This window comes from Halomonas eurihalina, from assembly GCF_008274785.1.
GTDB lineage: Bacteria > Pseudomonadota > Gammaproteobacteria > Pseudomonadales > Halomonadaceae > Halomonas > Halomonas eurihalina.
This window is the reverse complement of record NZ_VTPU01000006.1, coordinates 59,290-73,462: the sequence shown is the minus strand read 5'-3', so window position 1 is coordinate 73,462 and position 14,173 is coordinate 59,290. Positions and strand designations below refer to the sequence as shown.

Annotated in this window: 10 protein-coding genes and 1 tRNA gene; 7 read left to right on the top strand and 4 right to left on the bottom strand. The window is 62.5% G+C overall.

The window, feature by feature from the left end:
* Positions 1–11 precede the first annotated feature (11 nt).
* The gene (radD, locus tag FZZ93_RS07635) at positions 12–1,811 is read right to left on the bottom strand and encodes a DNA repair helicase RadD (RefSeq protein WP_149321728.1); all 1,800 of its coding nucleotides are present in this window, start codon (positions 1,809–1,811) and stop codon (positions 12–14) included.
* A 159-nt stretch (positions 1,812–1,970) separates the two neighbouring features.
* On the opposite strand from radD, the gene FZZ93_RS07630 reads away from it, so the two are divergent.
* A complete protein-coding gene (locus FZZ93_RS07630) occupies positions 1,971–2,189 on the top strand; it encodes a hypothetical protein (RefSeq protein ID WP_149321727.1) in 219 nt (72 codons plus the stop codon).
* 108 nt (positions 2,190–2,297) lie between these two features.
* Here the strand turns inward: FZZ93_RS07630 and purL are convergent, their stop codons facing one another.
* The gene (purL, locus tag FZZ93_RS07625; RefSeq protein WP_149321726.1) at positions 2,298–6,233 is read right to left on the bottom strand and encodes a phosphoribosylformylglycinamidine synthase; all 3,936 of its coding nucleotides are present in this window, start codon (positions 6,231–6,233) and stop codon (positions 2,298–2,300) included.
* Positions 6,234–6,490: 257 nt separating this feature from the next.
* Here purL and mltF point away from each other — a divergent pair, with 257 nt between their 5' ends.
* The gene (mltF, locus tag FZZ93_RS07620) at positions 6,491–7,954 is read left to right on the top strand and encodes a membrane-bound lytic murein transglycosylase MltF (protein WP_149321855.1); all 1,464 of its coding nucleotides are present in this window, start codon (positions 6,491–6,493) and stop codon (positions 7,952–7,954) included.
* Positions 7,955–7,958: 4 nt separating this feature from the next.
* On the opposite strand, the gene tadA is transcribed toward mltF, so the two are convergent.
* On the bottom strand, positions 7,959–8,426 hold the full coding sequence (tadA, locus tag FZZ93_RS07615; RefSeq protein WP_223111777.1) for a tRNA adenosine(34) deaminase TadA: 468 nt from the start codon (positions 8,424–8,426) through the stop codon (positions 7,959–7,961).
* 108 nt (positions 8,427–8,534) lie between these two features.
* On the opposite strand from tadA, the gene FZZ93_RS07610 reads away from it, so the two are divergent.
* From FZZ93_RS07610 to FZZ93_RS07595, 4 genes are all read left to right on the top strand, one after another.
* The gene (locus tag FZZ93_RS07610; RefSeq protein ID WP_149321724.1) at positions 8,535–9,356 is read left to right on the top strand and encodes an acyl-CoA thioesterase; all 822 of its coding nucleotides are present in this window, start codon (positions 8,535–8,537) and stop codon (positions 9,354–9,356) included.
* Between the two features lie 274 nt (positions 9,357–9,630).
* The gene (locus tag FZZ93_RS07605) at positions 9,631–10,944 is read left to right on the top strand and encodes a glycine cleavage T C-terminal barrel domain-containing protein (RefSeq protein ID WP_187774487.1); all 1,314 of its coding nucleotides are present in this window, start codon (positions 9,631–9,633) and stop codon (positions 10,942–10,944) included.
* 51 nt (positions 10,945–10,995) lie between these two features.
* A tRNA-Thr gene (locus FZZ93_RS07600) sits at positions 10,996–11,071 on the top strand.
* 416 nt (positions 11,072–11,487) lie between these two features.
* The gene (locus FZZ93_RS07595; protein WP_246146145.1) at positions 11,488–11,679 is read left to right on the top strand and encodes an Hsp20 family protein; all 192 of its coding nucleotides are present in this window, start codon (positions 11,488–11,490) and stop codon (positions 11,677–11,679) included.
* A 292-nt stretch (positions 11,680–11,971) separates the two neighbouring features.
* Here the strand turns inward: FZZ93_RS07595 and FZZ93_RS07590 are convergent, their stop codons facing one another.
* Positions 11,972–13,039, bottom strand: a complete 1,068-nt coding sequence (locus tag FZZ93_RS07590) for an NAD(P)H-dependent flavin oxidoreductase (RefSeq protein WP_149321722.1) — start codon at positions 13,037–13,039, stop codon at positions 11,972–11,974.
* 204 nt (positions 13,040–13,243) lie between these two features.
* Here FZZ93_RS07590 and FZZ93_RS07585 point away from each other — a divergent pair, with 204 nt between their 5' ends.
* Positions 13,244–14,164: an SH3 domain-containing protein gene (locus FZZ93_RS07585; RefSeq protein ID WP_149321721.1), complete on the top strand. Its 921-nt coding sequence runs from the start codon at positions 13,244–13,246 to the stop codon at positions 14,162–14,164.
* Positions 14,165–14,173: the final 9 nt, after the last annotated feature.

Sequence of the window (14,173 nt, the reverse complement as noted above, 5' to 3'; positions counted from 1 at the left end):
CCAACGGCGACTCATGCCTCGGCCGCATCGGCGGTTCGGTAGCGGCCAGCATAATCGAACAACTTCTCGCGCACCTGCCAGTGGCGCCCGGTCTTGCGAGCGACGACGAAGTCCGGCGCTTTCAACCGGCGCCGCTCCGCCACGACTTCCGCCGGACTCCGTGGCCACCAGTCCGCTCCCGGCGCCCGCAGATGACGGCGCAGAAAGACCGCCGCGAAGGCGCCGCGCTGGGCCGGCGTCTCCAGCGCAAACCACTCATTCAGGGTCGCGCCGTCCTCATCGTGATAGGTGACCTTGAGACGCGGCAAGCCACGCCCATTGTGCGTCACTTCGAGCTGCATGCCGGTCACGCGCAGTACCATGGCGTCACGCAGGCGCAAGGCCTCGCGCAACTTGTCGTCGGCATCCACCAGCATCGCCTGGCAGCCATGGCAGCGACGCGCGGCGATATCGTTCTCGGCGCCACAATGCTCGCACTCCTTGAAGCGGTAGCGAAAATCGCACTGGAGCTGTCGGCCCGCGTCATCTTCGATCAGCCCCTGGCAACGGCGCCCGAAATGCTCGATCACCAGTTCACCGTCGCGACGCCCCCAGAAGAGATTGGCGTGACCGCAGGCGGGACATTCGACCTGGACGGGCTCGGTGTCCGGCGCTGGCCGGGGGCTGCCCACCTCGGGGGCATAGAGGTCCCAGGGATTGCCGGCGTAGTCGAGGATCAGGCAATCGCGCTTGCCCTCGGCCAGCCGCAAACCACGCCCGATGATCTGCTGGTAAAGCCCGACCGATTCCGTGGGTCGAAGAATCGCGATCAGGTCGACATGGGGCGCATCGAAGCCGGTGGTCAACACCGACACATTGACCAGGTACTTGAGACGCCGCGCCTTGAAGGCCTCGATGCACGCCTGGCGCTCGTCGGACGGCGTGGCACCGGTGATCAGTGCCGCCTGTCCCTCCGGTAGATGACCGAGCACTTCCTCGGCGTGCACCACGGTGGCGGCAAACAGCATCACGCCCTGACGTTCGGCGGCATACGCCACCACCTCGGCGACGATGGCCGGCGTGGCACGATGGCCGGCCACCACCTGATCGAGCTCAGCGTCCTGAAAGTGCCCGCCGGCACCCGGCGCCAACCGCGAGAAATCATAGCGGGCCACTGCCGCGTCGACGCGCTGCGGTTCGGCCAGGTAGCCCTGCTTGACCATCAAGCGCAGCGGCTGCTCGAAGACACACTCGCGAAAGAAGCAATCGTCATCGCCACGCACCATGCCATGGTAGTGCCGATGATAGACAAAGCCCTGCCCCAGCCGGTACGGCGTGGCGGTCAAGCCGAGAATCTTGAGATGCGAGTTGTGGCGACGCAGGGCCTCGATCACACGCCGGTAGCTCGAATCATCGTCCAGCGAGACCCGATGACACTCATCGATTACCAGCAACGAAAAGGCACCATGCTCGCCACCCTGTGCATCGAGACACTCACCGAAGGCGTCGAGGTTGCGCACCACCGACTGCACCGAGCCGAACACCACCTGTCGCGCCGCCCGTTTGCTGCCGAGGCCAGCACTGAAGATGTCTGCCTCGAGCCCGTAGGCCTCGTACTTGGCGTGATTCTGTTCCACCAGCTCGCGCACATGCGCCAGCACCAGCACCCGGCCCCGTGCCAGACGAGCCAGCTCGGCGATCACCAGCGACTTGCCGCTGCCAGTGGGCAACACCACCACGGCCGGGTCATGACTGGCTCGAAAATGCTCGATCACTCGGGTTACCGCGTCCTGTTGATAAGGACGCAATCGTGGTGCGAAAGAGATGCTCATAGGGTCACTCTTGCGGTGAAACGTCGCCATCTTGCCACCTTCCGCCACCGCTGCCGACAGCAAAACGGCCGAGCATGGCTTGACCTATGGGCACACAGGCGTGATACCTAGGTAGTATGAGAATGAACTATCTCGTATTGCCCTAAGGGAGAACCTTGCATGACCACTCAAAAGACCAGCCCCAATTGTCCGGAATGCGGCAGCCCCTGGAAGCGCCTGCCGCCGAGCCGAGAGGGGCAGTACCATGTTTATTGCGAGGAGTGCGGTCATGATTTCGGGCGTTATGACCGTCTTCAGGCACAATTCCGCAGTCTACTCGATGATGTGGAATCGCATCTGAAGCACAAGGACGGCGCCTCGGACAATAACGCCTCCTGACCCCGCGCCAAACCGAGGCAGCATAAGCAGAGACAAAGGCAAGACGCCGACGCCCAGCCAGGCGTCGGCGTCTTGCATGGCGGGTTCTGGTGGCCCCGCCGTCTGCCTTCAGCCCAGCCAACGCCGAGCGTTGCGGAACAGGCGCATCCAGGCGCCGTCACGTGTCCACTCGGCCGGCCGCCAGGAATTGGTCACCGCCCTGGCCACGCGCTCCGGATGCGGCATCATGATAGTCACGCGGCCATCCGGGGTGGTCAAACCGGTGATACCGCCCGGCGAGCCGTTCGGATTGGCGGGATAGCGCGTGGTCGCCTGCCCGTGATTGTCGAGATAACGCAGGGCCACCTGGGCGCTGCCCTGCATGCGGCGCAGATGAGCACTGTCACGGAACTCGGCACGCCCCTCACCATGGGCCACGGCGATCGGCAGCCGCGACCCCTCCATGCCGGCGAGCAGGATCGAGGCACTCTGCTCTACGCGGACCATCGAGACCCGGGCCTCGAACTGCTCGGACTCGTTGCGCACGAAGCGCGGCCAATGCTCGGCGCCGGGAATCAACTCCTTGAGCTGAGACAACATCTGGCAGCCGTTGCAGACGCCCAGCGCGAAGCTGTCATCGCGGCCGAAGAAGCCGGCGAACTGGTCGCGTGCACGTTCATTGAACAGCACCGACTTGGCCCAGCCGCCGCCGGCACCCAGCACATCACCGTAGGAAAAGCCGCCGCAGGCCACCAGGCCCTTGAAGTCTTCCAGGCTTACTCGGCCCCCTAGAATATCGCTCATGTGCACGTCAACGGCCTCGAAACCAGCCCGGTCGAAGGCCCAGGCCATCTCCAGGTGGCCATTGACGCCCTGCTCACGCAACACGGCCATGGGCGGGCGCGCGGTGTTCACGAAGGGCGCGCTGACATCCTCGTCGACATCAAAGGTCGGCGCCGCCGAAAGCCCCGGATCGCGGCTGTCGAGCAGGTTGTCAAACTCGCTCTTGGCGCACTCGGCGTTGTCACGCAACGCCTGCATGCGGTAGCTGGTCTCGCTCCAGGTACGCTGCGCCAGCAGGCGCGTGGTTTCGAGCAACGGCTCCTCGAACAACGTCACCCGCACCTGGTCGTCATAGCGCGGCCGGGCGATGACGCCACAGGTTTCGATGCCCGCACCGGCGAACTGCGCCAGCACCTCTTCGGTATGCTCGCGGGAGACCTGGATCACCGCCCCGAGCTCCTCGGAGAACAAGGCGTTGAAGGCATCGGTGGGCTCGTCGATCAGCCAGTCGAGCTTGATTTCCAGGCCGGCATGCGCCGCGAAGGCCATTTCCAGCAGCGTGACCAGCAGGCCGCCGTCGCTGCGATCGTGATAGGCCAGCAGCTTGCCGTCGGCGTTGAGCCCCTGGATCACCGAGAAGAACGCCTTGAGATCCTCCGGGTCGTCCAGGTCGGGGCATTCGTCACCGACCTGCCCGTAGACCTGGGCCAGGGCCGAGCCACCGAGACGATTCCGGCCACCGCCGAGATCGATCAGGATGAGGTCGGACTCGTCCTGCTCCAAGTTGATCTCGGGGGTCAGGGTACGCAGGGCGTCGATGACGGGCGCAAAGCCGGTGGTGATCAGCGACAGCGGCGCGGTGACGCTTTTCTCCTCGCGTTCGCCCTTGTCGTTCTCGGCCTCCCAGGCCGTGCGCATCGACATCGAGTCCTTGCCCACCGGCACGGCGATGCCCAGCGCCGGACAGAGTTCCATGCCCACCGTCCGAACGGCATCGTAAAGCGCCTGGTTCTCGCCGGGGTGGCTGGCCGCGCTCATCCAGTTGGCCGAGAGCTTGATGTCACCGAGCTTGGCGATCGGCGCCGCCGCCAGGTTGATGATGGTCTCGGCCACCGCCAGGCGAGCACTGGCGGCGGGATCGATCAACGCCACCGGCGGGCGTTCGCCCATGGCCATGGCTTCGCCGGCGTGGGTATCGAAGGTTGCAGTCGTCACGGCGACATCGGCTACCGGCACCTGCCAGGGCCCGACCATCTGGTCGCGGGCCACCTGGCCGGTGATGGAGCGGTCGCCGATGGTGATCAGAAAGCTCTTGGAGGCCACCGTGGGCAGGCGCAACACCCGGTCCATGGCCTCGCGCAGGTCCAGGTTGTCGAGCATGATGCCCGGCAACTCGCGGTCCTGACGTTCGAATTCACGCTGCATCTTCGGCGGCTTGCCGAACAGCACGCTCATCGGCAAATCCACCGGCCGGGTCGCGAAATGGCCATCGCGAACCTCGAGATGATGCGCCTCGGTGGCCTCGCCAACCACTGCATAGGGGCAACGCTCGCGACGGCACAGCGCCTCGAAGGTCTCGAGATCGTCCGGTGCCACGGCCAGCACATAGCGTTCCTGGGCCTCGTTGCACCAGATCTCCAGCGGGCTCATGCCGGGCTCGGCATTGGGTATCTCGCGCAATTCGAAGCGTCCGCCCCGTTCGCCGTCCTTGACCAGCTCCGGCAGGGCGTTGGAGAGTCCGCCCGCCCCGACGTCGTGGATGAAGCGGATCGGGTTGTCGTCGCCCAGCGCCCAGCAGCGATCGATGACTTCCTGGGCACGACGCTCCATCTCGGGGTTGTCACGCTGCACCGAGGCGAAGTCCAGATCGGCGCTGGACGCGCCGGAGGCCATCGAGGAGGCGGCGCCGCCGCCCAGACCGATCAGCATGGCCGGCCCGCCCATGACGATCAGCTTGCCGCCGACGGGAATCTCGCCCTTCTGAACATGATCCTCGCGGATGTTGCCATAGCCGCCGGCGATCATGATCGGCTTGTGATAGCCCCGGCGCTCGATGCCGTCGGCGCCAAGAGCATCCTGTTCATAACTGCGGAAATAGCCGGTCAGGTTGGGGCGGCCGAACTCGTTGTTGAAGGCCGCGCCGCCGACGGGCCCCTCGAGCATGATCGACAGCGCACTGGTGATGCGCTCGGGCTTGCCGTAGTCGAAGGCTTCCCAGGGCTGGACGAATTCGGGAATACGCAGGTTGGACACGGTAAAGCCGGTCAAGCCCGCCTTGGGCTTGCCGCCGATACCGGTAGCGCCTTCGTCGCGGATCTCGCCGCCGGCGCCGGTGGCCGCCCCGGGGTGTGGGGCAATGGCCGTCGGATGGTTGTGGGTCTCCACCTTCATCAGGATGTTCACCGACTCCTGATGGGTCCCGTAGACGGCGCGATCGGCCGCCTTGCCGGTCAGGGGCGCGGCGAAGAAACGCCCGGCCTCGCTGCCCCGGATCACCGCCGCGTTGTCGCTGTAGGCGGAGAGGATGTCGTCCGGCGAAGCCTCGAAGGTGTTCTTGATCATCTTGAACAGCGAGTGCGATTGCGCCTCGCCGTCCACCACCCAGTCGGCGTTGAAGATCTTGTGGCGACAATGCTCCGAGTTCGCCTGGGCGAACATCATCAGTTCGACGTCCGTGGGATTGCGCTCGAGCCCGCGGAAGGCCTCGCACAGATAGTCGATCTCGTCCTCGGCGAGCGCCAGGCCGAGCTCGACGTTGGCCGTTTCCAGCGCCGCGCGGCCGCCCTCCAGAAGATCCACCTGGCCGAGCGGGGTCGGTTCATGATGCGCGAACAGGCGGGCGGCGTCCGAGGCATCGAACAACACCGTCTCGGTCATGCGGTCATGCAACGCTGTCGTGACGGCCTCGAAGTCCGCCTCGGAAAGCTCTCCGGCGAACTGCACCCGATAGGCGATTCCCCGCTCCAGGCGGCGAACCTTCGTCAGCCCACAGTTGTGGGCGATGTCAGTCGCCTTGGATGACCAGGGCGACTGGGTACCGATCCGCGGCACGACCAGGAACAGGCGCCCCCGAGCGCTGGGCGACGCCTCGCGCGCCGTGCCGTCGTCCAGCAAGCGCTCGAGCAGCCGCCGGTCATCATCGGCCAGTTCCCCGTCATGATCGACGAAGTGCACGTAGTCGGCTTCGAGCGCCTCGACATCGGGCACCGCACTACGCAGGGCATCCAGTAGCTTAGCGTGACGAAAAGCAGATAAAGCGGGCGCACCGCGCAGTTCGAGCATATCCTCGGGCCTCTGAAGCGAACAAAATGTGAAGGACGCAAAATGAAGGAAGCGCCGAACAACCGGCTCAGGCCTCAACCCACGACCACTCGATGAGTGAGCCGCATCGGCGTTGAGCCAGTCGTCCTTGAAGGGCCGCAGCCGGCGACTGAATGCCCACATGATACTGGAAAGCGCCGGTCGCGAGAAATCGAGAATGATGACAGCCGGAGGGAGGCTGGGTAAGGTGGAGGGTCTTGCTGCCGCTCATCGCCACTATGCTCGCATCCTGGTTCAACCATGTCCGCCGCCACTGGCGCGGCTACCTGACACTGTGCGTCACACTGCCGCTCATGCTATTCCCAGTGCTGCCGAACAGCGAGCCTGGACCGCATTTGCAGGACGTGCTGCAACGGGATTTCATCAGCGTGCATACCCGCAATACCCCGACCACCTATTACGAAGGCCGCCAGGGGCCCACCGGGTTCGAATACGAGTTGATGCGCCGCTTTGCCGACCACCTCAATGTCAGCCTGGCGCTCAATGATGACCACAACACCACCAATGTGCTCGGCGCAGTGCGTCAGCAGGGGGATATGGGTGCCGCCGCCCTGCCACTCGATCCGGGGCGCGAGGGTGTGATTTTCAGTCGTCCGATCATGCCGCTGCAACCCTTGCTGGTCTACCGCCGAGGCCTCCCGCCGCCCAGCGGTATCGAAGACCTGCCAGGCCTGGAGATCGGCACCCTGAGTGGCACCGGCACCGATACTGTCATGCGCGAACTCCAGGCCGAATACCCAGAATTGAGTTGGAAGGAATCCAGCGATATGGAGGTCGCCTCGTTGCTGAGCCAGGTCGCGAATGGCGACCTGGACGCCGCCGTGGTCTTCGAGCACCAGTTCCGACTCAATCGCCTGTTTTTCCCCGAGGTCGAGGACGGTTTCCGGTTCGGCAAGCCGCTTTCCCTGGCCTGGGCCTTTCCCGCTGGCCAAGGCCTGGGACTGGTACGCGAGGCCAACCGCTTCCTCGCCGACATGCAGGACAATGGCCTGCTCCAGCGACTCGAGACACGCTATTTCGGCCGCGACAATTATCTCGAATATGTCGGTGCACGCACCTTCATCTCTCATGCCCAGAAACGGCTGCCGGATTATGCCCAGCTATTCCGCCAGTCCGCCCGCGACACCGGTTTCGACTGGAAACTGCTGGCCGCGGTGGGCTATCAGGAATCCCACTGGAATCCCGAGGCGACCTCTCCTACCGGCGTCCGCGGACTCATGATGCTGACCCGTCCCACTGCCAGCGACCTGGGCGTCGACAACCGCCTCGATCCGGCGCAAAGCATCGATGGCGGCGCGCGTTACCTGAGAAGCCTCGAGCAACGACTGCCCGAGTCGATCACCGGCGACGACCGCCTTTACATGGCACTGGCAGCCTACAACGTAGGGCTGGGGCACCTCTATGACGCGCGCGATATCACCCGTCAGCGTGGCGGCGACCCCGATGTCTGGGGGGATGTTCGACGCTCGCTGCCGTTGCTCCAGGAGAGCGGCTGGTATGAAAAGACCCGCCACGGCTACGCCCGTGGCGGTGAGCCGGTGATCTACGTCCGCAACATTCGCCGCTATCACGAGATCCTGGCCTATGTGGACCGCAGCCAGGAGCAGTTCCATCCGCTCAACGCCCGGCTACCCAGAGAGGCGAGTCGCGAGACGTTCAACGTCATCCCGCCCAGCACCTGAGCGCTCACGGCTCGGCGGTGTCTCGTCGCTCGGCGAAGAAGGCCTTGAGGTGCTTGGCGATACGCGGGGCCAGCACCCCGCCCACCACCTCGACTCGATGGTTGTACCATGGCTGAGCAAACAGGTTGGCACGCGACTCCACCATACCGCTGCGAGGCTCGGCCGCGCCATACACCACTCGGGCCAGGCGAGCATGAATGATGGCACCGGTACACATCAGGCAGGGTTCCAGGGTCACGAAGAGCGTACAGCCATCGAGACGATAGTTGCCAAGCCGAGTACCGGCATCGCGCAACGCACGAATCTCGGCGTGAGCGCTGGGATCATGGCCAGAGACCGGCGCATTGAAACCGCACCCCACGATCTCGCCGTTCCGATCCACGACCACGGCGCCCACCGGCACCTCCCCCGCCGCCTCTGCGCGGCGCGCCTGATCCATGGCCCGGTGCATGTAATACTCATCGCTGCGCATCAACGTTGACTCCAGTAGACTGCTCGGCATATCGATGATGGCCCGACACGACTTACCAGGAACGGTATTCAAAGGTGGGCCACACTCTTCTCAGGAGGATACCCCCGAATGTCCGACGCGCTAAACGCCCTGGTCGACCTGCTCGCCCTGGAACCCCTTGAGGAGAACCTCTTCCGGGGTCGCAGCCAGGACCTGGGACTCCCCCAACTGTTCGGTGGCCAGGTGCTCGGTCAAGCCCTCTCGGCGGCGACCCATACCGTCGCTGCCGAACGCCGCGTGCACTCCTTGCACGGCTACTTTCTACGCCCGGGCGATGCCCAGATGCCGGTGATCTATCAGGTCGATGCCGTGCGTGACGGCGCCAGCTTCACCACCCGCCGCATCACGGCGATTCAGAAAGGGCGGCCGATCTTCTTCTGCAGTGCGTCCTTCCACGGTGAGGAAACCAGCATCGCCCACCAGCCGTGCATGCCCGAGGTGACACCACCCGAATCCCCCGAAGTGAATGACGCCGGGGTGACCCGCTTCCCCGGTCACCCGATCGAGTTTCGCCATATCGAGGACAGCGCCGAGCCCGGCCAGCCAGCCCGCAAGCGCCTGTGGTTCCGTCTAGCCGGCAAACTGCCCGACGACCCGGCGTTGCACCGCTACCTGCTGGCCTACAGCTCCGACTTCAACCTACTGACTACTGCGCTGGTTCCCCACGACCTCGCCTTCGGCGACCCCAAGCTACAGATCGCCAGCCTCGATCATGCCCTGTGGTTCCACCACGACGTCAAGGTCAACGACTGGCTACTCTATGACATGGACAGCCCCTGGGCCGGCGGCGCACGCGGCTTCAGCCGTGGCAGCATCTACGATCGTGACGGGCGCCTGGTCGCTTCCAGTGCCCAGGAAGGACTGACGAGGCTGCACGAGGCACCACGCTAGGGCCTGCACGAAAAGTGCCTGCACTCGGTGACGCGGTGTCGTACCCGGGAATACCAGCGTCGCCACTGGAACGGTGATTCGCGCGTTCACACCTACCTTGAAGATATCGGCGGCCCGCATCCGCAACGACCGACATGGCCCAGATGACGCCGTCGAGCGGATGCCCGCCTGGGCCTCCGACAGCGAGGTCCGAGTGGACGAGAACGACGGCGAAAGGCACACGTCTCCTCGACACCTGCTCGGGCCATCAGCCAAGGACGAGGAGTGCCGCACCATGACACATAACGTCAATTTCCAGCAGTCCATCGACCAGAGCGAGCGCCTGGTGCCGGTCAACCTCCGTCAGAGTGGCGACCCAGGCATTCAGCTATTACTCTCCAACCGGGTACGCAAGTCTCCCTACTGGCACCTCTCCGTCGAGGCCGGCTGCTGGAAGGCTACCGTCTACAATCGCATGTATCACCCCCGCGCCTATGTGCGCCCCGAGGATGGCGGTGCCATGGAGGAGTACCGCGCACTGGTCAACGACGTGACCCTGTGGAACGTCGCCGTCGAGCGGCCCATTCGCGTCAAGGGCCCCGAGGCAGAGGCTTTCTGCAACTACGTCTGCACTCGTGACGTGACCCGGGTTCCGACCATGATGGGACGCTATGTAGTGCTCTGCGACGAACACGGTCGCGTGCTCAACGACCCGGTAATGCTGCGCGTCGCCGAGGACGAGTTCTGGTTCACTATTAGCGATTCGGACCTGGCCTACTGGTTCCGCGGAGTCAATCATGGCATGCGTTTCGACGTCGAGATCGACGAGATCGACGTCAGCCCGCTTCAGGTTCAAGGCCCCAAATCCGAGGACCTGCTGGCCGATCTGGTCGGTGAAGCGGTACGCGAAGTGCCCTATTACGGCCTGATGGCCGCTCAGATCGAGGGCGCTGACGTCTTCATCTCCCAGACCGGTTTCTCCGGCGAAAAGGGCTACGAAGTCTATGCCCATGACTCGACCCTGAATGCCGAAACCGTCTGGAACGCCATTCTCGCCGTCGGTGAACAATACAACCTGATGGTCGTCGCTCCGGCCCACCACCGTCGCATTGCCGCCGGCATCCTTTCCTACGGGCAGGATCTCGACCATGAGACCAATCCCTTCCAATGCAACCTCGGTCATATGGTGCCCAAGGCCAAGGAGGCGAATTACATTGGCAAGGAGGCACTGGAACGCACCCGGGAACTCGTCAAGGCAGGCAAGCCGCCCTTCAGCCATCAGCTGGTAGGCTTGAAGCTCGGCGGCAAGCCCATCGAGGACTACGCACCGGACTTCTGGCTGGTAGGTCCGGATGCCGGCAGCGAGCCCAGTGGCTGGATCACCTCACCCTGGTATTCACCGGAACTCGGTACCAACATCGCCATGGCCTATGTTCCCGTCTCTTCGGCGGTACTGGGTACCGAACTGGTGGCCTGGCTGCCCGACGAGTTCCTCGACATTCCAGGGCAGCCGGTAGCCGCGATAGTCTGCGAGATGCCCTTCCGCGAATCGGTCAACCCAAGCTCTCGTGAACGTGCCAAGGCGGCCGGTCGCGATTATTCTTATTGAAGACCTCCAGACCTGGCATACCGGCACGCACGCCAGTATCATAATCCGCGCGCCGGTGTAGCTCAGCTGGTAGAGCAACGCATTCGTAATGCGTAGGTCGGTGGTTCGAGTCCACTCACCGGCACCAGAAATCATGAAAGACGGCCACTCAGCAAAACATCGCAGTGGCCGTTATACGTTTGAATGCAGCTCGATAACGGCGCCGTCTGCCAATCGGTACGGTGTGAGCGTCAACCGACAGCATTATATCCAGTCGCCATAAGGCATGGAAAATCGTTATAAAACGGAGGGTTAAAATCCTCGTTATCGGCCTAATTCCTGTTCATGTCAGACAGCCCACCTTCCAGAACGATAGCCAAGCAGGTGGGCTAAAAGCAGTAGGTATGACTTCGCTAAACAGCAGGGAGAACATATCAATGAACACTGCACTTTCACTTTAACCTCCACTTCGTCACCCCATCGGATTTGACAGGTTCAGCGGTCTCTTCGATCGAGCCATGGAGAGGAGTTCGGCTTCAACCTTCCCTCCATATAACATTGAAAATGTACGGAGAGAATCAATATAAAATCGTCTTGGCAGTCGCAGGATTTTCCGAAGAGGATCTCAGCATCAAGCTGGAAAATGGCTTGCTGGTGATCGATCTCTTTCGCGAAATTCCCGAAGAAGCAAAACCACATCACGCGAAATCGAGATCAACAGTCTTGGCTCAGGGAAGGCTCAATCCAACAGATTGAACCCAGAGATGGAAGCACTGTATGACGGTCGGCCATGTCATCCGTGACAAGGCCTACCGTTACAACGCTCTACATCACTTCCTTTTAATCAGGCCCCGTAAGACGGGGCCTATTTTCCTCGATCTTCATGATCTAGGATGCCGTCCCTGGCAAGGCACGATCTCACACTATTGTGAATACCGCACTGACAATTTTAACCAAAGGCCCGAATAACGCCTAGCAATTTCCGCGCTATCCTCATGAACTTTTATGAAGCCATCCCTCTCATAAACTCTGTCTCTTTTATCGCTCATTACACTTCACGTCTCTGGGATTCCTGCATTTCCTCTACCAATTTCCCTACCAGGGAAGCGGCGGGCAATTCCCGGGCCAAGGGCGCCCCCTGCCCCGCCCAGTGCGGCGCAAAGTCGTGATTGCCGACGGCACGAGCCGCTGCATGCAGGGCTTTGGAAGCGTCATAGACCAGGGGATAATCGGGCAGTTCGACACCATCAGCGATTCCGTGAAGACGATTGACGAGCCCACGCGCAGGGCGACCGGAAATGGCGGTGGTAATGCACGTATGGTGCGTGCTCGCCCCCTTGAGTCGCTCGCGATAGGCCGCATCGGCAGCAGACTCTGGGCAAAGAATAAAGGCCGTGCCCAGTTGTGCCGCCACGGCCCCCAACCGCAAGACGGCATCGATGCTGGCGCCGTCCATAATCCCGCCCGCGGCAATCACCGGTCTTCGAGTTCGCGCCACCAGCAGTCTCACCAGTGCCAGAGTGCCGATGCCATCATCCAGCCTGGGTTCGAAGACTCCCCGATGCCCACCTGCTTCGATACCCTGGGCCACAAGCGCATCGACACCCTCGCTCTCGGCTCGTTCGGCCTCTTCAAGGGACGTCACGCAGGCCAGCGTCATGCACCCTGCCGCTCTCAAGCGCTGCACCACCTCGCGGCCAGGTAGCCCGAAATGAAAGCTAACCACCGCCGGCCGCTCCATGCACAACATCTCGAGCATCTCGTCATGCCCGACAAAACTGCGATAGATCTCTCGTAGCTCATCCGGCGGCCGAGCCCCGAATTCGGCAAAATGCGGCGCCAGATGCTCGAGCCAGGCGACCTCACGGCCAGCATCGCGCGCCGCGGCACGGTGACAGAATAGATTGACGTTGATCGGGCCAGTGCTCAGTTCGCGGGCAGCGTGAATCTGTTCCCTCGCGCGATCCACACAGAGCGCCCCCACCCCCAACGCCCCCAAACCGCCAGCTTCAGTGACGGCCGCCGCCAACGCTGGCGTGGACACCCCTGCCATGGGGGCCTGCATGATGGGGTAGCGGAGGCCGAGTCGCTGCAAGAATGCATCGGCGGATGACATGGCTAACTCCTTGGCAAGAGATCCATATATCAGGAAAATCCACAATGACGTCTCTTGCAATCCCTTCGAGGCCGATAAAGTGGCGATCACGAACCTTTACTGCACCACCACCTTCGGGACAATGCCAAATTGGCACCAGAATGGTACCGTCATGAAGGCGCCGCACGGCCAATGCTTCCAGCTCATACCTCTCGGAGGCTGACCATGAAATGGAAACTGTCCATGATCGGGCTCATTGCCCTCCATGCACCTCTGTCAATGGCCAACTATGAGCAAGGCGTCAGCGAGTATCAACGCGGTAACTTTGCTTCCGCTATATATGAATGGCGTCAGTCCGCCGAACAGGGCAATGCCGACTCTCAATTCCGGCTGGCGGGGATGTACGAGCGCGGCCAGGGTACCTCCCGGAATGCTGAGCGAGCTCTCAAATGGTATCAACTGGCCGCCGATGCCGGCTACGTACCGGCCCAGATGCAACTTGCGCAACAATATCTGAGCGGAAATGGCAACGTGAAGGAAGCCAATTCCGAAACGGCCGCATTCTGGTATCGGCATGCAGCAGAGCAAGGGGAGGCGCAAGCACAGTTTCAGCTGGCCATGCTTTATCTGGAAGGTCGAGGCGTCGAGCAGAGCGATATCGAGGCCGCCAAATGGCTCGAAGCCGCCGCCAAACAGGGCGTGGCTCCTGCACAGAACAACTTGGGTTCTCTCTACGAAAATGGTCGCGGTGTTGACCAGGACTATGCCAAGGCCTTCGACTGGTATCAACAGGCCGCCCAGACTGGTGACGCCTATGCTCAGAACAGTCTTGGTGCCATGTACGCCCAGGGAAAGGGGGTAGAGAACAGCCATGCCTGGGCAACGTTCTGGTTCGCTATCTCCGCGCAACAAGGCAACGAAGTCGCTGCCGAAAACATCGCCTCGAGCCTGAAACATTTGCAGGCCAGGAGGGTTCGCGTTGAAACAGCCAATATTCGCGCCGGTAATTCCACCGACCATGAGGTGATCAACAAAGCTCAACAGGGTGACACGCTACGCATTCTGGGAAGCACGGGTGACTGGAACCAGGTTTACTTGCCAGAAAAAGGCAAGCTCGGCTGGATAGCCACCAGCTTACTAGAATAACCAGGGCAA

Bases quoted from the DNA above. Each gene is read 5' to 3' on its own strand.
- radD (WP_149321728.1), bottom strand. From the start codon at position 1,811: ATGAGCATCTCTTTCGCACCACGATTGCGTCCTTATCAACAGGACGCG.
- FZZ93_RS07630 (WP_149321727.1), top strand. From the start codon at position 1,971: ATGACCACTCAAAAGACCAGCCCCAATTGTCCGGAATGCGGCAGCCCC.
- purL (WP_149321726.1), bottom strand. From the start codon at position 6,233: ATGCTCGAACTGCGCGGTGCGCCCGCTTTATCTGCTTTTCGTCACGCT.
- mltF (WP_149321855.1), top strand. From the start codon at position 6,491: ATGCTCGCATCCTGGTTCAACCATGTCCGCCGCCACTGGCGCGGCTAC.
- tadA (WP_223111777.1), bottom strand. From the start codon at position 8,426: ATGCGCAGCGATGAGTATTACATGCACCGGGCCATGGATCAGGCGCGC.
- FZZ93_RS07610 (WP_149321724.1), top strand. From the start codon at position 8,535: ATGTCCGACGCGCTAAACGCCCTGGTCGACCTGCTCGCCCTGGAACCC.
- FZZ93_RS07605 (WP_187774487.1), top strand. From the start codon at position 9,631: ATGACACATAACGTCAATTTCCAGCAGTCCATCGACCAGAGCGAGCGC.
- FZZ93_RS07595 (WP_246146145.1), top strand. From the start codon at position 11,488: ATGTACGGAGAGAATCAATATAAAATCGTCTTGGCAGTCGCAGGATTT.
- FZZ93_RS07590 (WP_149321722.1), bottom strand. From the start codon at position 13,039: ATGTCATCCGCCGATGCATTCTTGCAGCGACTCGGCCTCCGCTACCCC.
- FZZ93_RS07585 (WP_149321721.1), top strand. From the start codon at position 13,244: ATGAAATGGAAACTGTCCATGATCGGGCTCATTGCCCTCCATGCACCT.